Consider the following 18,860-nt stretch of genomic DNA (forward strand, 5'->3'; position numbering starts at 1 on the left):
GAGGCACGATGCGCATCCGCCCCAGACGGTTCGCCGTCCTGGCCGTAGCCCTGCTCACCGCCTCGGCCGCGCTGCCCGCGGCCGCCGCGAACGGCCAGGAGCGTCAGCACTCTCCGTCCCACCCGTCCGCCGGCGGTCTGTCCGCCGTGATCCGCTACACCGAGTACGGCATTCCGCACATCCTCGCGAAGAACTACGCGGACCTAGGCTTCGGCACCGGCTGGGCGCAGGCCGCCGACCAGGTGTGCACCCTCGCCGACGGGTTCGTGACCTTACGCGGCGAACGCTCCCGCTTCTTCGGCGCCGACGCGGAGCCGGACGGTTCGCTGTCCTCGGCGGCCGAGAACCTCTCCAGCGACCTCTACTTCCGCGGCGTGCGGGCGACGGGCACCGTGGAGAAACTGCTCGCGGAGCCCGCGCCACGGGGTCCGAGCCGCGATTCCAAGGATCTGATGCTGGGCTGGGCGGCCGGCTACAACGCCTGGCTCGCCCAGCACCGGATCACCGATCCGGCCTGCCGGGGTGCCTCCTGGGTCCGGCCCGTGACCTCGGTGGACGTGGCCGCGCGTACCTTCGCGCTGGCGGTGCTCGGCGGTCAGGGCCGCGCGGTCGACGGCATCACGGCCGCGCAGCCGCCCGCGACACCCGCCGCGCGTACAGCCGTCGGCATACCCGACGCGCAGAGTGCCGCGCGCGCCGCCCGAAAACTCTTCGACACCGCCGACATGGGGTCCAACGCGGTCGCCTTCAGCGGTGCCAGCACGGCGAACGGCCGTGGGCTGCTGTTGGGCAACCCGCACTACCCGTGGCAGGGCGGCCGTCGTTTCTGGCAGTCGCAGCAGACGATCCCCGGCGAGCTGAACGTGGCGGGCGGCACGCTGCTCGGCTCCCCCACGGTCTCCATCGGGCACAACGCACGGGTGGCCTGGAGCCATACCGTCGCCACCGGTGTGACGCTCAACCTCCATCAGCTGACGCTGGATCCGGCCGACCCGACCACGTACCTGGTGGACGGGAAGCCGGAGCGGATGACGAGGCGAACCGTCACCGTCGAGGCGCGGGGCGGCCCGCCCGTCACCCGCACCCAGTGGTGGACCCGCTACGGCCCGGTCGTCACCTCGCTCGGCGCGGGACTCCCGCTGCCCTGGACGTCCACGACGGCGTACGCACTCAACGACCCCAACGCCGAGAACCTGCGCGCCCCCGACACCGCCCTCGGCTTCGGCCGGGCCCGCGGCACGGCCGACGTCCTCACGACACTGAGGCGCACACAGGGGCTGCCCTGGATCAACACGATCGCCGCCGACTCGGGCGGCCACTCGCTGTTCACACAGTCGCAGGTACTCCCGCGTATCACCGACGAGTTGGCCCAGCGCTGCTCGACGGCGCTCGGCAAGGCCCTCTATCCGTCGTCCGGTATCGCGGTCCTCGACGGCTCCCGCGGCGACTGCGCGCCGGGCAGCGACCCCGACGCCGTACAGCCCGGGATCTTCGGCCCGGCGAACATGCCGGTCCTCAAGGATGCGCCGTACGCGGAGAACTCCAACGACAGCGCCTGGCTGGCCAATACGGACCGGCCGCTCACCGGGTACGAACGGGTCTTCGGCTCGATCGGCTCGCCGCTGTCGACCCGTGCGCGCGGCGCGAAGACGGACGTGGCCGCGATGGCCGCAAAGGGGGAGCTGACCGTACGGGATCTACAGGCGCAGCAGTTCGCGAACCGGGCCACCTCGGGTGACCTCATCGCCGACGACACGGCCCGTGCCTGTGCCGCGCTGCCCGGTGGCACGGCGACGGGCAGCGACGGCAAGGCCGTCGACGTGGGCGAGGCGTGCGGTGTGCTGAAGGCGTGGGACCACTCCATGAAGACCGGCAGCCGGGGCGCACTGCTCTTCGACCGGTTCTGGCGGCGACTGATGGTCGCGGTCGCGCCCGCGCAGCTCTGGAAGGTCCCGTTCTCGGCGGCGGACCCCGTGCACACCCCGAACACGCTCAACACCGAAGCGCCCGGCGTGGCCACGGCCCTCGCCGACGCGGTGAGCGAGCTGCGGGCGACGGGCATCGCGCTGGACGCGACGCTCGGCGCGCACCAGGTCGTCGTCCGGGGCGATCGGCGTATCCCCGTGCCGGGCGGCACGGAGTCGCTCGGCGTGTGGAACAAGGTCGAGCCGGTGTGGGACGCGGCGGCCGGCGGCTACACGGAGGTCACCACGGGGTCCTCGTACATCCAGGCCGTCGGGTGGGACGGCGGCCGTTGCCCGGTCGCCCGTACGCTGCTGACCTACTCCCAGTCGTCGAACCCGAACTCGCCGCACTTCAGCGACCAGACACGGCTGTTCTCCGAGGGGAAGTGGGTCACCTCCCGGTTCTGTGAGAAGGACATCCTGTCCTCGCCCGGGCTGCGGGTGATCCGCGTGGGCGAGCACCGCTGACGGCAGCGGGGTGGTCCCTGCCCGCGCCGGCGGGGACCACCCCGGTCACACCCCGCTCCGCTGTCACACCGCTCGCGTACGGCCCTCCCAGTAGGGATCCCGCAGGCGCCGCTTGTACAGCTTCCCGTTCGGGTCGCGCGGCATCGACTCGATGAAGTCGACGCTCTTGGGACGCTTGTACCCGGCGAGCAGGCGTTCGCAGTGGACGAGGATGTCGGCGGCGAGGGCCGGGCCCGGTTCGTGGCCCGGGGCGGGCTCGACGACGGCCTTGACCTCCTCGCCCCAGTCGTCGTGCGGGATGCCGAAGGCGGCCGCGTCGGCGACGGCGGGGTGGGAGAGCAGCGCGGCCTCGATCTCGGCCGGGTAGATGTTGACCCCACCCGAGATGATCATGTCGATCTTGCGGTCACGGAGGAAGAGATAGCCGTCCTCGTCGAGACAGCCCAGGTCACCCACGGTGAAGAAGTCGCCGATGCGGTTCTTCTTCGTTTTGCTCTCGTCCTTGTGATACGCGAATCCACCGGTGCTCATCTTCATGTAGACGGTGCCGAGTTCACCGGGCGGCAGCCGGTTGCCGTCGTCGTCGAAGACCGCGAGTTCGCTGATGGGCCAGGCCTTGCCGACCGTGCCGGGCTTCTTCAGCCAGTCCTCGGTGGTCGCGAAGGCGCCGCCGCCCTCACTGGCCGCGTAGTACTCCTCGACGCTGTGGCCCCACCACTCGATCATGGCTCGTTTCACATGGTCCGGGCACGGGGCCGCGCCGTGGATGGCGTGCCGCATCGAGGAGACGTCGTAGCGCGCCTTCACCTCGTCGGGGAGTGCCAGCAGCCGGTGGAACTGGGTCGGGACCATGTGGGTGTGGGTGCAGGCGTGGGCGTCGATGACGCGGAGCATCTCCTCGGGCGTCCACTTGTCCATCAGCACCAGGCGGTGCCCGATGTGCAGGGAGGCGCCCGCGAACTGGAGGACGGCGGTGTGGTAGAGCGGAGAGCAGACCAGGTGCACGTTGTCGTCGTACGGCCTGATGCCGAAGATGGCGAGGAAGCCGCCGAGGTACGACTCCTCGGGGAGCTTGCCGGGCAGCGGGCGCCTGATGCCGCGGGGGCGGCCCGTGGTGCCCGAGGTGTAGTTCATGACCCAGCCGAGGGTGCGGTCGGCGGGCGCCGAGTCGGGCTGCGCGTCGAGGAGTTCGGCGTACGGCCGGAAGCCCGCCACCGTGCCCACCGCGTACCGCTGACCGGCGGGAAGCTTCGCCTCGTCGGCGGCGTGGCGGGCGGCGTCGGCGAACCGTTCGTGGGCGATCAGCACCTTGGCGCCCGAGTCGGAGACGATCCAGGCGATCTCGGGGCCGACGAGGTGGTGGTTGACCGGCACCAGGTAGAGGCCCGCCTGGGAGGCGGCGAGGTAGGCGACGAAGAACTCGACGCCGTTGGGCAGGACGACCGCGAAGGCGTCGCCGCGTTCGAGTCCCGCGGCGCGCAGCCCGTGGACGAGTCGATTGGCCGCGGCGTGCAGCCGGCCCGCGGTCCACTCGTCCCCGTCCGGGGTGATGAGGACCGTCCGCCCGGGGTCGGCAGTGGCTTGGGCCCAGAAGCCGTTGGGTGAGGTGCTCATGACTGTTCGCCCCTTCCCGCGATCCGGTTGACGCGCTCGACGGCCCGCTCGAAGCCGCTCGTCAGGTCGTCGAAGACGGCCTGGACACTGCGCTCGCTGTTCATCCGGCCGACGATCTGCCCCACCGGCGTCCCGAGCAGCGGTTCCACCTCGTACTTCTGGATCCGGGAGACCGCCTCGGCCACCAGCAGCCCCTGGAGCGGCATGGGGAGCGTGCCGGGGCCGTTCGGGTCGTCCCAGGCGTCGGTCCACTCGGTGCGTAGCTGGCGGGCGGGCTTGCCGGTCAGCGCGCGCGAGCGGACGGTGTCGCCGGACCCGGCGGCGAGCAGCTTGCGGGTCACGGCGGGCGCGTGCATGTCCGCTTCCGTGACGGTCAGCCACAGGGAGCCGAGCCACACCCCCTGGGCGCCGAGGCTGAGGGCGGCGGCCACCTGCTGTCCGCTGCCGATGCCGCCCGCCGCCAGTACGGGCAACGGATCGACGGCGTCGACGACTTCGGGGGTGAGCACCATCGAGGCGATCTCGCCGGTGTGGCCGCCCGCCTCGTAGCCCTGTGCGACGACGACGTCGATGCCCGCCTCGGCGTGTTTGCGCGCGTGCCGGGCGCTGCCCGCGAGGGCCGCGACGAGCACTCCGCGCTCGTGGGCGCGTTCGACGACGTCGGCGGGTGGCGAGCCCAGCGCGTTGGCGAGCAGTTTGATCGGGTAGTCGAAGGCGACGTCGAGCTGGGTGCGGGCGACCTGTTCCATCCAGCCGGTGATGCGCCAGCCGGACGCCTCGCCCTCGGCGAGTTCGGGCACGCCGTACTTGGCGAGGGTGTCCTTGACGTACTGCCGGTGTCCCTCCGGGATCATCGCCTCGACGTCGGCCTCCGTCACCCCCTCGACCTTCTTCGCGGGCATGACGACGTCCAGGCCGTACGGTTTGCCGTCGACGTTCGCCTCGATCCAGTCGAGGTCGCGTTTGAGGTCGTCGGGTGCGGTGTAGCGGACCGCGCCGAGCACACCGAATCCGCCCGCGCGACTGATGGCCGCGGCGACGGCGGGAAACGGCGTGAAGCCGAAAATGGCGTGCTCGACTCCCAGTTTCTTGCTCAGCTCCGTCTGCATGGCCGCAGAATGCCGCAGTCCTCCGGACGAGGGAAGGCCTTTTCTGATGCTCCGTCAGATTTCTGGCCAGTCCCTCGGCAGAGTTCCAGACCCCGCGCCGCGCCGACGGCACACGACCGACCGGCGGAGCTAGGACCTGTCCTCCAGTACCGCCATGGCCGCGTTGTGCCCGGGCACCCCGCTCACGCCACCGCCGCGCACCGCGCCCGCCCCGCACAGCAGGACGTTCGCGTGCCGGGTCTCGACGCCCCAGCGGCCCGTGCCCTCCTGGGCGTACGGGAAGGCGAGGTCACGGTGGAAGATGTTGCCGCCGGGCAGCCGCAGGTCGCGCTCCAGGTCGAGCGGGGTCTTCGCCTCGATGCAGGGGCGGCCGTCCGTGTCGGTGGCCAGGCAGTCGGCGAGCGGTTCGGCGAGGTGCGCCTCCAGCTGCGCCAGCGTCGACTTCAGCAGCTCCGCCCGTACGGCGTCATTGTCCCGCTCGAACAGCCGGGCGGGTGTGTGGAGGCCGAAGAGGGTGAGGGTCTGATAGCCCTGCTCGACCAGGTCCTGGCCGAGGATGCTCGGGTCGGTGAGGGAGTGGCAGTAGATCTCGGAGGGCGGCGCGGTGGGCAGCTCGCCGGACGCGGCCTGCGCGTGGGCGGTCGCCAACTGCTCGTAGCCCTCGGCGACGTGGAAGGTGCCGGAGAACGCCTCGCGCGGGTCGACGGAGGTGTCGCGCAGCCTCGGCAGCCGCTTGAGCAGCATGTTGACCTTCAGCTGGGCTCCTTCGGCGGGGGTGGGCGGTTCGTCGCCGGTGAGGTGCGCGAGTTCCTGCGGCGAGGCGTTCACGAGGACGTGCCGGGCCGCGGCGACGCCCTCGCCGTCCGCGGTGCGGTAGGTGACCTCGGCGGCCCGCCCGTCGGTCTCGATGCGCACCGCCTCGTGGCCGGTGGCGATCACGGCGCCCGCGGCGCGCGCCGCCGCGGCGATCGCGTCGGTGAGGGCACCCATGCCGCCGACCGGCACGTCCCAGGCGCCGGTGCCGCCGCCGATCACGTGGTACAGGAAGCAGCGGTTCTGGCGCAGGGACGGGTCGTGGGCGTCCGCGAAGGTCCCGATGAGCGCGTCGGTGAGGACGACACCGCGCACGAGGTCGTCGGCGAAGTTCTCCTCCACGGCGACACCGACCGGCTCCTCGAACAGGACCCGCCAGGCCTCCTCGTCGTCGATGCGGGCGCGGAGTTCCTCGCGGGTGGGGAGCGGTTCGGTGAGCGTCGGGAAGACCTGCTGGGCGACCTGGCCGGTCATGCCGTAGAAGCGCTGCCAGGCCTCGTACTCACGGTCCGAGCCGGTCAGACGCGCGAAGGCCTCGCGGGTGCGGCGCTCGCCACCGCCGACGAGCAGGCCGGTGGGCCGTCCGTCGCGTTCGACGGGCGTGTACGAGGACACGGTGCGGCCACGCACGCGGAAGTCGAGGCTCAGATCCCGCACGATCTTCCGGGGCAGCAGGCTGACCAGGTAGGAGTAGCGCGACAGCCGGGCGTCGACCCCGGCGAACGGCCGGGTGGACACGGCGGCGCCGCCGGTGCTCCCCAGGCGCTCGAGCACCAGCACGGACCGGCCGGCCCGGGCCAGGTAGGCGGCGGCAACGAGTCCGTTGTGGCCCCCGCCGACGATCACGACGTCGTATCCCTCGTGTGCAGGCATGGTTCTTCGTAGCACGCGATGATCTAGAACGGCCAGAGGTACGCGGCACCCGGCGGGCGTCCGGACGGGGCACGAGCGCGGGCATCGGCCCCGGCGTGGCCTTCACCACCGTCGACCACGACACCGCCGTATGGCCGGGGCGCTCGACCGCGACACCGCCGTATGGCCGGTACGTCGACCACGGCACCGCCGTATGGCCGGTGCCGTCGACCACGGCACCGCCGTATGGCCGGTGCCGTCCCTCGAACAGGGCGAGCGCACCCCCGCACGAGAGCCCCTCAGTCTCCCCGTGCCGCCCGCTGCTGGCGCAACGCGGCCACTCTGCGGTACAGCTCCACCGCCTCCTGGCCCCGGCCCAGTTGTTCCAGGCAGTGTGCCTCGTCGTTGCGGCTGGCCAGGGCGTCGGGGTGGTCGGCGCCGAGGACGCGCTCGCGGGCGGTGGCGACGCCCCGGTACTCGGTGAGGGCGTCGGACCAGCGGCCCAGCCAGCCGAGGCCGACCGCGACCTCGCGGCGGCTGACGAGGGTGTCCGGGTGGTCGGGGCCGAGCACGCGCTCGCGGAGGGCCCACACGTCACGGGACTCGGCGAGCGCCTCCTCCCAGCGCCCCATCCGGCCCAGGTTGACGCCGAGGCCGTGCCGGGCGCGCAGGGTCTCGGGGTGGGCGGGGCCGTGCACCCGGGTGCGATCGTCGATCAGGTCCCGGTACAGCTCCAGGGCCTGCGCGCTGCGGCCGAGCCGGCCGAGGCTGATGCCGACCTCGTAGCGGGCGGAGAGGGTGTCCGGGTGGTCGGGGCCAAGGGCCTCGGCCCGTGCCTCGGCCACCTCCCTGTAGGTCCCCAACGCCTCCGGCCAGTGGCCCAACTGGCCCAGCGTGTACGCGACTTCGTACCGTGACACGAGTGTGTCGGGGTGGTTCGCGCCGAGCACCCGGGTCCGCGCGGCGGCGACCTCGCTCGCCATCCGGTACGAGTCCTCCAGGCGGCCCAGCCTGCTCAGGTTGAAGGCCAGGTTGTGGCGGCAGCGCAGGGTGTCGGGATGGTCGGGGCCCATGGCACGCTCCCGGGCGGCGAGCACCGCGATGTACGCCTGGTGCGCCTCGAAATGACGGCCCAACTGGCCCAGCACGTAGGCCATTTCCTGGCGCGCTGCCAGGGTGTCGGGATGGTCGGGGCCGAGCGCCCGCTCCCTGCCCCGGGCGACCCGCGCGTACTCGTGCAACGCTTCGGCGGCGCGTCCGGTGCGGCTGAGGGTGAAGCCGACCTCGTAGCGGCTGGCGAGGGTGTCGGGGTGGTCGGGGCCAAGGACGTGCTCGCGTTCAGCGGCGACCGCGCGGTGCACCTCGCCGGCCTCGGTCCACCGGCCGAGCCGCCCGAGGCTCAGTCCGGCGTTGTGCCGGCCCGTCAGGGTGGTGAGCAACTCCGGTGCGGGAGTCGGGCGTTCGACGCGCTCCGGCACCTCCGGTACGGACGCGGCCGAGCGTGCCGTCCATGCGCCGGTCAGGCCCGCCGCCGCGTCCGGCGGGGCGCCGCCCAGTCCGGCACCGGTCGCCTTGTGGCCGGTGGTCATGCCCCGGGTCCAGGAGGGCAGCCGGGGTTCACGCGAGGAAGAGGGCGCGGGAGCCCTCGTCGACGGCTCCAACATGCGCCGCTCGTCGGCGGGACGGCCGATGGCGGGGGACACGACCGTCGGCACGTACACCGGAGTCGTACGCCCCGTGCCGATCCGTCGGCCGAGCTCGCGCGCGTCCTGCGGGCGCCGCTCGGGCTCCTTGGCCAGCAGATCCAGGATGATCCGCTCGAAGTACTCGGGGAGCTCGGCGCGGTGGTGGCGCGGCGGCTCGGGAGGCGTGTCACGGTGGCCGACGAGGATCGCCCACGCGTCGTCCAGGTCGAACGGCGGTGCCCCGGTGGCGATTTCGTAGAGCACACATCCGAAGGAGTAGAGATCACTGCGCTGGTCGACGTGGGCACCGCTGATCTGCTCCGGCGACATGTAGTGCGGGGTGCCCATCGCGATGCCGGTGCCGGTCAGCCGGGCCGTGAAGCCGATGTCGTGGCCGAGGCGCGCGATGCCGAAGTCGCAGATCTTCACCGTGCCGTCGGCCAGCCGCATGATGTTGGCGGGCTTCAGGTCGCGGTGCACGATGCCCTGTTGGTGGGTGTAGGCGAGGGCGCCGGACACCTGGTCGGCGATGTCGACGACATCGGCGACGGGGAGCGGATGCTGCTTGTTGTCCTCCAGGAGCTGGCTGAGGTTGCGGCCCTCCAGCAGCTCCATGACCAGGTACAGCACGCCCTCCGACTCTCCGAAGTCGTGCACCACGGTCACCCCGCGGTGTTGCAGCGCGGCGGCCACCCGGGCCTCGCGCCGGAATCTCTCCCGCAGCACACGGGTGAACGACTGATCGTGGTGCGGGCCGAGCGGTTTGAGGCACTTCACGGCCACCTGCCGCCCCAGCGACTCGTCGCGGGCGCGCCACACCTCACCCATGCCTCCCCGCCCGATCAGATCGAGCAGTCGGTACCGGCTCTGGATCAGCCTGGTCTCCGCCATCTCGTGCGATCGCCCCCGTCGCTGCTCGCCGCGCCCTCCCCTGGCCCGTCCAGTATGGCGAGTTATCTGCCGACTTTGTACGGCGCCGGTCGGGAGCCGGGGCCGAGCCGCGCCATGGCCCGCAGAATGTGTTTGGGCGGGAGTCGCCAGCGAAGACGTGCGGGAACGCAGCGCAGCAAGGTGCCCGTGACACGCAGGCGCCGGGTCACCGTCGAGGGGGCCGGCGCGGGTCTGCCGTACAGCTCGTGGGCGTACGGCGGCAGAGCGGCGTACGCCAGCCGCGCCACGCGCCGCCACAGCAGGGCGCGCGCCGGGACGAGCAGCGGGTGGGTCGGCGGGCGCGACAGGAAGTCGTCCACGTCCCGCGCCTCGGGCCCGGCGGCGAGCTCCGGCAGCACCTTCTCGAAGTAGGCGGCCAGTTCCGCCCGATTCGCCGGTACGTCGGTGGGGTCGAGGCCGACCAGGCGTGCGCTGATCCGGTGTTCGTCGATGTACCGGTCGGCGTGCGCGTCCGTCATCGGGAAGCCCGAGCGGCGCAGGACGTGCAGATAGGAGTCGATCTCGGCGCAGTGCACCCACAGCAGCAGCTCCGGCTCGTCGATCCGGTACCGCTCCCCCGTGTCCGGGTCGGTGGCCTTGAGCAGGGTGTGGATCTTCCGGACCCGGGCGCCGGCCTGCTCGGCGGCCTCGGTGGTGCCGTACGTCGCCGTGCCGACGAAGTTCGCGGTGCGCATCAGCCGACCCCAGGCGTCGCGCCGGAAGTCGGAATTCTGCAGGACGCCCCGGACCGCGCGGGGGTGCAGGGCCTGGAGGTAGAGCGCGCGGATCCCGGCGACCCACATCATGGGATCACCGTGCATCTGCCAGGTCACCGAGGAGGGACCGAACAACCCCTGGTCACCCGAGCGAAGCGCGTCCACCTCGTCAGTGTGACAAGGATCGCTAGTTGGCACCAGGCAACATTCGTGACCTGCACCGATGCCAACTAGGTTCAGCGACTGGAGGTACGGAATCAGAGAGATAGTTGGCACTTTGGTACAGCGCAGGTCACAGGGCGTGTCGCTGGAGCAGGAAATCCAGCTGTCCTCCGGGCGTGAAGCTCCCCCGTGTGCGGCCGACGGACTTCAGGTCCCGATACCGCTGGTCACGAAGAAGGTGCCAGGCAGTGTGTGCCGGCGATCCGTCGCACCGCTGTCCTGTCGGCCACGGATGGTCTCGTCAACGCACCCCGATGATCAGGCCAGTCCCAGAAGCGCTTCGGCGTTGCCGGCCAGGATGCCCTGGGTGTCCTCTGCGTCGAGACCTGCCCGTTCGATGTAGGCGACAGTGTCGAGGTAGTGCTCGCCGCCCTGGTACGGGAAGTCGCTGCCGAGGACGAGTCGGTCCGCGCCAACGGCCTGGACCGCGGCCCGCAGCGCCGTCTGGGAACTGTGGGCAACGGTGTCGTACCACATTCGGCGCGCCGCCTGGCTCGGCGGGAGGGGGGCCTCAGGTGCCTCGAAGTGGGCAAGGTTGTCCCACCGCTCCAGCAGCATGGGCAACGCCCCTCCGAAATGGGAGTTGAGGATGCGCACATGGGGGTAGCGCGTCACGAAGCCACGGGTGATGAGCTGGGCCGCTACGACGGTGTCCTCCACGGGCGCGCCGACCATCCAGGTGAGGTGGTGGTCAATGATCTGCGGGGAGGCGACCCCGTCGCCGGCGGGGTGGAGGTACATCACGGTGCCGCGGCGGTCGAGTTCCTGCCACACCGGCGCGAAGGCCGGGTCGGTCAGCGCCCGGCCCGCGGCCGAGGTGGTCAGGGCCACGCCCACCACCCCCGGCGCGTCGAGGACGCGGTCGAGTTCCGCCAGGGCCGCGTCGACGTGCGGCAGAGGAAGCACGACGAAGGCCAGGAAGCGGTCGGGGTGGCGGTCCACCAGGGCGACGTACCGGTCGTTGATCAGGCGCGCGGCGGCAGCGGCCCGATCCGGATCCGGCAGGGCGCCCGTCAGCGGCGAGGCGGAGATCACCTGCCGGTCCACACCGGCCCGGTCCATCAGGGAGAAGCGGGCCTCGAGTTCCTTGTCGGTGTCGTCGGCCCCGAGCCCACGCTGGCCGCCGGTGGTGGTGACGCCCGAGTCGGCCAGGAAGTCCAGGTAGTCGCTGGGGTAGACGTGCGCGTGCGTGTCGATGCGCATGAACGCGTTCCTCAATCGTGGAGGGAAGAGGGGAGAGAGAAGGGGGGGCGGATTCCGGATTCGCCGAGGGCACATGGCGGCTTGGGCGTCGCTGTTCAAGGAGACATCACCCGCTGTGAGCCGGCTCCCCGGCCCGCGGGTCCGGGGTGGGTCGACAAGCTCTCGGTCACCGAGCGGGACGCCTACAAGTGGGACGACCACAGCGGTCCCACCGACCTCTGGCAGGGTTCTGCCGCCTTCACCTCGTCAGTGATCGGCTCCGGGTTGTTAGGGCAGGAGGAGTACTTTGCCGGTCTGTCGGTGGCTTTCGAGGTAGGTGTGGGCTTGGGCGGCTTGTTCGAGGGGGTAGGCGCGGTCGATGATCGGGGTGATCTTTTTGTCTGCCAGCAGTTGAAGGCATAGTTGCTGGTCGCGCAGGGTGGCGCCGCGGACGCTGGCGATGGTCACCTGCTGGCCGATGAGGGCGAGTGCGTCCAGTTCGAGGCGGGATCCCTGGTCGGTCGGTGTGCCCAGGACGATGACGGTGCCGCCGAGCCGTGTGCAGGCGAGGGAGAGCTGGAAGAAGTCGTTGCCGCCGACGCAGTCCCAGACGGCGTCGGCGCCCAGGCCGTGGGTCAGCTCGCGTACCTGTGCGGGGAGTCGGGGATCGGTGGAGTGCACGATGTGGTCGTAGCCGAGTTTGGTGAGCGCTTCGTCGTGGTCCGCCTTGGTGGTGGTGCCGATGACGGTGGCTCCGCTCAGTTTTGCCAGTTGTGCGCAGGCGATGGCCATTCCGCCGCTGGCGCCGGTGATGACCACGGTGTCGCCGGGGCCGACGGGTGCTTGGCGCGCGCAGTTGAGGGGGGTGGTGTAGGTCCACATGGTGGCTGCGGCTGTCTCGTAGTCGACGCCGTCGGGGATGGGCAGGATGGCGTCCTGGCGGCGGGCGACGTACTGGGCGTATCCGCCGAAGACCTGGTGTCCTGGGTAGGCGGTGTCGATGCACAGGTTTTCGAGTCCGCGTAGGCACAGGGCGCAGTTGCGGCAGGGGGGGTGCGGGAGCTGTACCGCCCTGTCGCCGGGGCGCCAGCGGGTGACGTTCTCGCCGGTGGCGACGATTTCACCGGCCGCGTCCCGGCCGAGCTGGAAGGGCAGGGGCCACGACGGGCGTCCCGGGAGAGGCCGCGGCAGGTTGCCCGAGCGGTAGCGCAGGTCCCAGCTGTTGACGGCCGTGGCGTGCACACGCAGCAAGACGTCGTCCGGGCCGACCTCGGGAATCGGCGTCTCGATGTACTGGAGCACCTCGGGGCCGCCGTGTTCGAACAGGCGGACCGCCATCATGGTCTGTACCACTTCACGTTCCTTCAGATCGTTACGCACTTCACCGCAGGCTCCACACAGCCGCCCGCACCTCACCCGACCCGGCGACACCGTGAGCGAACGGATCCCGGCCAGGCGGCTCACCAGGGCCGGACCACGAACGCAACAGCGACCGAGTCCGACGCACCCGACGCTCGACCCTCCGACGCAGCCACATAGGCAGCCGCCAGTTGACAGTCCGTCAACATTCTTGGCTACGGGTCATGAGAAAAAGCCGAGCCTAAGCAGCTTCCTTGCTGGCCTTGACTGGAAAGTACCCTAGAACTAGCTTGGCTCCAGTTCAAGAGAGGGAGACGGCAGTCCCACGCCACGCAGGAGCGCTCTGTAGCGGCATGAGCCAACACCTCCTCTGCTCAGACGCTGATGGTCAGGTGGCACGCAGGGATGAGCATCAGCGACTTACCGAGAAACAGCCTGACCTCTTTCGGGCTGGTCCAGCCCGAAAGAGTGCACTCACAGTCGGACCCTGTCGACGGACGCGGCTCGCCGACTCTGCGAGCCGACCAGGACCAGCCGGTCACGACCAGCCCCCTGACTGACGCCATGCCTTCAGCGGCCGCGGTTGGAAGGGCCGTCGGACCGCTCGCGAACGACGCGCACCCTCGCGGAGCGCAACAGCCATTGACAGGACCCCGGCAATCACCCGCGCGCCCTCGAGGGAGAGTGGACATGCCCGACGACCGTCCCTTCCAAGCCGTGACTCCGCCCGCCGAGCCCCGCACCCGGCGAAGATTCATCGCCGCGACCGCCGCTGCTTCAGGAGCCGCCATGGTCGGCGGTCTGGTCTCGGGGTCGCCCGCGCGGGCCGCCGAGGCCGCGCCCGGCAGCCGTGTCTCCACGGCGGTCACCGGTGCCCAGGGGGTCAACCCCAAGCACCCGACGTCAGGTCCGCCGCCCCGGCCCGTAGGCGGCCGCTCGAAGGACCATCGGAACACTTCGGAGGACAAGATGCGCATTGTGGCCGTGGAAGAGGCGTTCTCCGTTCCCGGATCCATCCGGCAGGAGGAAGCGATCCGTCAGCACATGGCGGTGCCGGAGGCGATCAAGCAGGAGTGGTTCCGGCGCCTGGACGATCTGACCGAGCTGCGGCTGGCGGACATGGACGCCAACGGCGTCGACGTCCAGGTCCTCTCGTATTCCACGCCGGGCGTGGAAGTGATAGAGGATCCCGCGGAGGCCGTGGCGGCCGCGCGGCGGATCAACGACTATCTCGCCAAGGCCATCGCCTCCCATCCGACCCGCTTCGCCGGCTTTGCCACCCTTCCGTTGCAGGATCCCAAGGCCGCGGTCGTGGAGCTGCGCCGGGCGGTGACGGAGCTCGGTTTCAAGGGCGTGCTGTACAACGACCATGTGCGGGGGCACTACCTTGACGAGCCGCAGTTCAGGCCGGTCTGGGCCGAACTGGAGCGCCTCGGTGTGACGTTGTATCTGCATCCGGCTGTCGTTCCGGCAGACAACTGGCATGTCTTCGACGGGTATCCCGTGCTGGTCGGGCCCTCCTGGGGATGGACCGCGACGACGGGTGCCCATGCGCTCCGGCTGATCTACGGCGGAGTGTTCGACGAGTTCCCGCGCGCGTCGGTGATGTTGGGCCACATGGGCGAGCTGCTGCCGTTCCAGATGGCCAGGCTCGACAGCCGCTACGACCAGGTGCCCCCCGAGCACAGGGTGCAACACCTGCCCTCGTACTACCTGCGGAACAACGTGTACGTCACCACCAGCGGAGTCATGTCGCATGCCGCGCTGCTGGGAACCGTCCATGCCGTGGGTGTCGACCGGGTGCTGTTCTCCATCGACTACCCGTTCGAGTCCAGCGCTGCGGCGGTGGAATTCCTGCGCTCCGCACCGTACGCGCCGGCCGACCTCGCGAGCATCGCGCACGGCAACGCCGAGCGCGTTCTGGGACTGTGACGAGCCACGATGCCGAACGGGGAGGGGCATCGACGTACGGAACGTGGTCGGCGTCAAAGGGCCCCAGCCCGGTGCAGGTCTAGGTGACGGCCGCCGGGATCCACCCGGGCGAGGCGCGGCACCAAGATGGAGGTTGCGCCGCGGCAAGGGCAATGTCCCGCAGAGTGTCACCACGCTGATCGCCGATGGTGATCTGCGAATCCCCATCGCCCTTGCCACCAGCTCGACAACGTACTCAAAGCCTTCCAAGGACCGGAACGTCCTCGCACGGTGAGGAAGGATCGTGCTCAAGCCGCGACGAACTCTCACCCCCGCTGATGAACGAAGTTCGCGCCCAGCCGGTGAGTCGGCGGCGCGCGCCGGGGCCGCTCTGGAGAACGACTACAGCTGCCGCCTTCACCGGGATGCCCTTCGCAGAGGTCGTACGACATGCCTCGAAGACGCTACGGCGCACGCCACCATGCGGTTTGACGGTGGCGTGCGCCGCTGCCGTTCACAGACCCTGACCGATGTCCCGCGCGGTCGCGAGCAGAGGTTGGGACAGTTCAGCGAGCCTTGCGCGGGTGCAGCGGACGGACGGAGCCGCCACGACCACGGCAGCTACGGCGGCGCCCGTACGGTCGCGCACACATGCGCCGACGGCGTGCACTCCGCGCTCGCTCTCCTGAAAATTGAGGGCGTAGCCGTGGCGGCGCACGGACACCAGCTCGTTCATCAGGCTCTCGAAGTCCTTGGGAGCTTTGGCCCGGCCCTCGGGGAGCCCGTTGGGGTAGAGGGCCCGGAGCCGGTCAGTCGGCAGTGCCGCGAGCAGGGCCTTGCCGCCCGAGGTCACGTGGGCGGGCAGGAGTGTGCCGGTGCGGTAGCTGACGCGCAACGCCTGTGGGCCTTCCACGCCGTCGAGGAAGCGGCTGCCGTTGCCCTCGAGCACCATCAGGTGGGTCGTCTCTCGAACGGCGTCCGCCAGCCGTTGCAGGTGGGGGTGGGCGATGGTGATCAAGTCCGGAGGAGGGGCTGCCTGGCTTCCCCTGATCGCCTGCAGAGCCGGCCCCGGCCGGTACACCTTGTGACGGTCCTGCACGGCGAATCCCTCGAAGACGAGCATCGCGAGGACCCGGTGCGCGGTCGAGCGCGCGACGCCGAGCCGGTCGGCGACGTCCATCACCCGAAGTTCGTCGAGCTCGTGCAGCAGCCGGACGACGCGCAGGGCGTTGCCGGCTGCGCTCACCGGATACGAAGGGCTCGTCGAAAGACTGCCTGAATTCTCCATAGAGGAATCCTACCCTTCATGGATTCCGGTGAGAGGAAAACGCGGCGTAACGTCAGGGACAGCGCGGCACGATGCGCGCTTCTTCCGGCGGTCGCCGTACAACACGACGTGGAGGTTTCCGTGACCGACACCACCAACGAACAGACCGAGCGCAAGCTGCTCGACGAGCTGTACGCGGATTTCGAGGACGCGGGCCTGATCCCGCTGTGGACCCAGGTGGACGGCCTCATGCCGACGGTGCCGCAGCCCACCGCGGTTCCGCACCTGTGGCGGTGGGCGGAGCTGCTGCCCATCGCACAGCGCTCCGGAGAGCTCGTACCGGTGGGGCGTGGCGGCGAGCGCCGCGCCATGGCCCTGTCCAACCCCGGTCTTCCGGGCCTGCCTTACGCCACTCCGACCCTATGGACCGCGATCCAGTACCTGGGGCCGCGCGAGGTCGCACCCTCGCACCGGCACAGCCAGGGAGCCTTCCGGTTCGTGGTCGAAGGCGAGGGCGTGTGGACCAACGTCGACGGGGACGCGGTGGCGATGCGGCGGGGTGACCTGCTGCTCACGCCGAGCTGGGCCTTCCACGAGCACCAGAACGTCACCGATGAGCCGATGGCCTGGCTCGACGGCCTGGACATCCCGCTCGTCTCCAAGCTGGACGCCGGCTTCTTCGAGTTCGGCCCCGACGAGCTCTCCACCCGCGAAACCCCCGAGCGCTCGCGCGGCCAGCGACTGTGGGGCCACCCCGGGCTGCGCCCGATCAGCCGACCCGACCAGCCCAACTCCCCGCTGAACGCCTACCGCTGGGAGCACACCGACGCCGCCCTGAACGCCCAGCTGGAGCTGGAGCAGGAGGGCGTGCCCGGTGTGCTCGAGCCCGGGCACGCCGGAGTCCGCTTCTCGAACCCCACCACCGGCAGGGACGCCCTGGTCACGATGCGCACAGAGATGCGCCGCCTGAGTGCCGGCACCCAGACCACCCCGGTGCGCACGGTCGGCTCCGCGGTTTGGCAGGTGTTCGAGGGCGAGGCGGTCGCCCAGGTCGGCGACAAGGTCTTCGAGATCGCCAAGGGCGACCTGTTCGTGGTCCCGTCCTGGTGCGAGGTCTCGCTGTCCGCCCGCACCCAGGTCGACCTGTTCCGTTTCAGCGACGAGCCCGTTTACGAGGCCCTCGGCCTCGCCCGTACCTCCCGAGGAGAACACAAGTGAAGCTCGCCACCATCCGGGTCAACGGCACCACGCGCGCCGTCCGTATCGATGACGACAAGGCGGTGGACCTGGGCGAGAGCGATCTGGTGGTCTTCCTGCGCCACAGTGACTGGGCGACGCGTGCCGCGGACGCCGACGGTGAGACGTACGAAGGCGCCCTGGACTACGCCCCCGTGGTCGTCGCGCCGGAGAAGGTCGTGTGCGTCGGTCTCAACTACCGCACCCACATTCTGGAGATGGGCCGCGAACTCCCCTCGCACCCGACGCTGTTCTCCAAGTTCGCGCGGGTGCTGGTCGGCGCGTACGACGACGTGACCCTGCCCGCCGCGTCCACGCAGATGGATTGGGAGGCCGAGCTCGGCGTCGTCATCGGTGCCGAGGTCCGGCACGCCGACACGGAGCAGGCGCGGGCCGCGATCGCCGGGTACACCGTGCTCAACGATGTCACCGCCCGCGACTGGCAGTACCGCACCACCCAGTGGGACCAGGGCAAGAACTTCGAGGCCACCACGCCCATCGGACCGTGGCTGGTGACCGTCGACGACCCCGCGGTCTCCGCCCAGGGCCTGAACCTGACGTGTGAGGTCGACGGCGACACGGTCCAGAAGGCCGACACCGGTGACCTCGTCTTCGACCCGGCCGCACTGGTCGCGTACCTGTCCGAGGTCGTCACCCTCGTGCCCGGCGACGTGATCGCCACCGGCACTCCGGGCGGGGTCGGCCACGCCCGCAAGCCCGCCCGCTATCTGCAGGACGGATCACTCCTCGTCACCCGGATCGAGGGGATCGGCGAGACCCGCAACACCTGCCGTCGGGAGACACGGTGAGCGAACGCCCGGCCGCGATGCTGGGGCGGGTGACCAAGGGCACGGCGGCGTTCGAAGCCGCCGTGCACCGGCTGACCGACCCGGGATTCCCCAGGCCCTCGTACCTGCCGGGCTGGAGCCGCGCTCACGTGGTCGCCCACGTCGCCCGCAACGCCGACGCACTCGTCAACCTGCTCATCTGGGCGCGTACCGGTATCGAGACGCCCATGTACGCAAGTGGCGACCAGCGTGCGCGCGAGATCGAGGAGGGCGCCCGGCAGCCGGCCGAAAAGCTGCGTGCCGAGCTGCTCGCGGCCGACGGCCGTCTCGCCGAGGAGCTCGCCGCGCTGCCCGACGAGTGCTGGGCGGCGACCGTCCGCACCGCGCGAGGCCGTGAGGTGCCCGTCTCTCAGGTGCCCTGGATGCGGGTGCGCGAGGTATGGGTCCACGCCGTCGACCTGAACATCGACACCAGCTTCGACGACGTGCCGCACGAGGTGTGCGCGGGCCTCGTCGACGACGTGGCCGCCTCCTTCCCCGGCCGGCCGGACCGACCCTCCGTCCGGCTGCGGTCCGAGGCCGGTCCGCGCACCTGGCTGCTGGGCGACTCGGCCGACGTCGAGCCGGTCGTGGTGAGCGGTGACCTGCCCAGCCTGGCCGCCTACGCGACCGGGCGCCCCGTCCCCGGCCCGTTGTACCCGACCGGCGGGGGATCCCTGCCGAAGCTGCCCGCGTGGCTGTGAG

At 70.7% G+C, this 18,860-nt stretch carries 13 protein-coding genes; 5 read left to right on the top strand and 8 right to left on the bottom strand.

Features of this window, described 5'->3' with window-relative positions:
• Window positions 1-8: 8 nt before the first annotated feature.
• A complete protein-coding gene (locus OG798_RS08425) occupies window positions 9-2,432 on the top strand; it encodes a penicillin acylase family protein (protein WP_328756722.1) in 2,424 nt (807 codons plus the stop codon).
• Between the two features lie 63 nt (window positions 2,433-2,495).
• Here the strand turns inward: OG798_RS08425 and OG798_RS08430 are convergent, their stop codons facing one another.
• The 7 genes from OG798_RS08430 to OG798_RS08460 form a co-directional block, all read right to left on the bottom strand.
• Window positions 2,496-4,046, bottom strand: coding sequence for an acyl-CoA synthetase (locus OG798_RS08430; protein ID WP_328756723.1), 1,551 nt, complete (start codon window positions 4,044-4,046; stop codon window positions 2,496-2,498).
• Complete coding sequence (locus OG798_RS08435) at window positions 4,043-5,155, bottom strand: NAD(P)H-dependent flavin oxidoreductase (protein ID WP_121417224.1); 1,113 nt, start codon at window positions 5,153-5,155, stop codon at window positions 4,043-4,045. The genes OG798_RS08430 and OG798_RS08435 overlap by 4 nt, the downstream gene beginning before the upstream one ends.
• Window positions 5,156-5,284: 129 nt before the next feature.
• Complete coding sequence (locus tag OG798_RS08440; protein ID WP_095856402.1) at window positions 5,285-6,841, bottom strand: phytoene desaturase family protein; 1,557 nt, start codon at window positions 6,839-6,841, stop codon at window positions 5,285-5,287.
• Between the two features lie 278 nt (window positions 6,842-7,119).
• On the bottom strand, window positions 7,120-9,396 hold the full coding sequence (locus OG798_RS08445) for a serine/threonine-protein kinase (protein WP_328756724.1): 2,277 nt from the start codon (window positions 9,394-9,396) through the stop codon (window positions 7,120-7,122).
• Window positions 9,397-9,458: 62 nt separating this feature from the next.
• Window positions 9,459-10,256: an oxygenase MpaB family protein gene (locus tag OG798_RS08450; RefSeq protein WP_443054181.1), complete on the bottom strand. Its 798-nt coding sequence runs from the start codon at window positions 10,254-10,256 to the stop codon at window positions 9,459-9,461.
• Between the two features lie 375 nt (window positions 10,257-10,631).
• On the bottom strand, window positions 10,632-11,576 hold the full coding sequence (locus OG798_RS08455; protein WP_168489227.1) for an amidohydrolase family protein: 945 nt from the start codon (window positions 11,574-11,576) through the stop codon (window positions 10,632-10,634).
• A 267-nt stretch (window positions 11,577-11,843) separates the two neighbouring features.
• Complete coding sequence (locus tag OG798_RS08460; RefSeq protein ID WP_328756726.1) at window positions 11,844-12,908, bottom strand: quinone oxidoreductase family protein; 1,065 nt, start codon at window positions 12,906-12,908, stop codon at window positions 11,844-11,846.
• Window positions 12,909-13,604: 696 nt separating this feature from the next.
• Between OG798_RS08460 and OG798_RS08465 the strand changes: the two genes are divergently transcribed.
• Entirely contained in the window at window positions 13,605-14,846 is a 1,242-nt protein-coding gene (locus tag OG798_RS08465; protein ID WP_328756727.1) for an amidohydrolase family protein, read from the top strand.
• Between the two features lie 493 nt (window positions 14,847-15,339).
• Here the strand turns inward: OG798_RS08465 and OG798_RS08470 are convergent, their stop codons facing one another.
• Entirely contained in the window at window positions 15,340-16,113 is a 774-nt protein-coding gene (locus OG798_RS08470; RefSeq protein ID WP_328756728.1) for an IclR family transcriptional regulator, read from the bottom strand.
• Between the two features lie 18 nt (window positions 16,114-16,131).
• On the opposite strand from OG798_RS08470, the gene OG798_RS08475 reads away from it, so the two are divergent.
• From OG798_RS08475 to OG798_RS08485, 3 genes are read left to right on the top strand one after another with little or no spacing between them, the layout of a single operon-like run.
• The gene (locus tag OG798_RS08475) at window positions 16,132-17,310 is read left to right on the top strand and encodes a cupin domain-containing protein (RefSeq protein WP_413253519.1); all 1,179 of its coding nucleotides are present in this window, start codon (window positions 16,132-16,134) and stop codon (window positions 17,308-17,310) included.
• Window positions 17,307-18,137, top strand: coding sequence for a fumarylacetoacetate hydrolase family protein (locus OG798_RS08480; protein ID WP_267060837.1), 831 nt, complete (start codon window positions 17,307-17,309; stop codon window positions 18,135-18,137). Before OG798_RS08475 ends, OG798_RS08480 begins: the two co-directional genes overlap by 4 nt.
• Window positions 18,134-18,859, top strand: coding sequence for a maleylpyruvate isomerase family mycothiol-dependent enzyme (locus OG798_RS08485; RefSeq protein ID WP_267060838.1), 726 nt, complete (start codon window positions 18,134-18,136; stop codon window positions 18,857-18,859). The genes OG798_RS08480 and OG798_RS08485 overlap by 4 nt, the downstream gene beginning before the upstream one ends.
• The last annotated feature ends 1 nt before the right edge of the window (window position 18,860 follow it).

This window comes from Streptomyces sp. NBC_00271, from assembly GCF_036178845.1.
Lineage (GTDB): Bacteria > Actinomycetota > Actinomycetes > Streptomycetales > Streptomycetaceae > Streptomyces.

What these genes read in the sequence shown, in the direction of transcription:
- OG798_RS08425 (WP_328756722.1), top strand. Translation starts at nt 9, where the DNA reads ATGCGCATCCGCCCCAGACGGTTCGCCGTCCTGGCCGTAGCCCTGCTC.
- OG798_RS08430 (WP_328756723.1), bottom strand. Translation starts at nt 4,046, where the DNA reads ATGAGCACCTCACCCAACGGCTTCTGGGCCCAAGCCACTGCCGACCCC.
- OG798_RS08435 (WP_121417224.1), bottom strand. Translation starts at nt 5,155, where the DNA reads ATGCAGACGGAGCTGAGCAAGAAACTGGGAGTCGAGCACGCCATTTTC.
- OG798_RS08440 (WP_095856402.1), bottom strand. Translation starts at nt 6,841, where the DNA reads ATGCCTGCACACGAGGGATACGACGTCGTGATCGTCGGCGGGGGCCAC.
- OG798_RS08445 (WP_328756724.1), bottom strand. Translation starts at nt 9,396, where the DNA reads ATGGCGGAGACCAGGCTGATCCAGAGCCGGTACCGACTGCTCGATCTG.
- OG798_RS08450 (WP_443054181.1), bottom strand. Translation starts at nt 10,256, where the DNA reads ATGCACGGTGATCCCATGATGTGGGTCGCCGGGATCCGCGCGCTCTAC.
- OG798_RS08455 (WP_168489227.1), bottom strand. Translation starts at nt 11,576, where the DNA reads ATGCGCATCGACACGCACGCGCACGTCTACCCCAGCGACTACCTGGAC.
- OG798_RS08465 (WP_328756727.1), top strand. Translation starts at nt 13,605, where the DNA reads ATGCCCGACGACCGTCCCTTCCAAGCCGTGACTCCGCCCGCCGAGCCC.
- OG798_RS08470 (WP_328756728.1), bottom strand. Translation starts at nt 16,113, where the DNA reads ATGGAGAATTCAGGCAGTCTTTCGACGAGCCCTTCGTATCCGGTGAGC.
- OG798_RS08475 (WP_413253519.1), top strand. Translation starts at nt 16,132, where the DNA reads ATGGATTCCGGTGAGAGGAAAACGCGGCGTAACGTCAGGGACAGCGCG.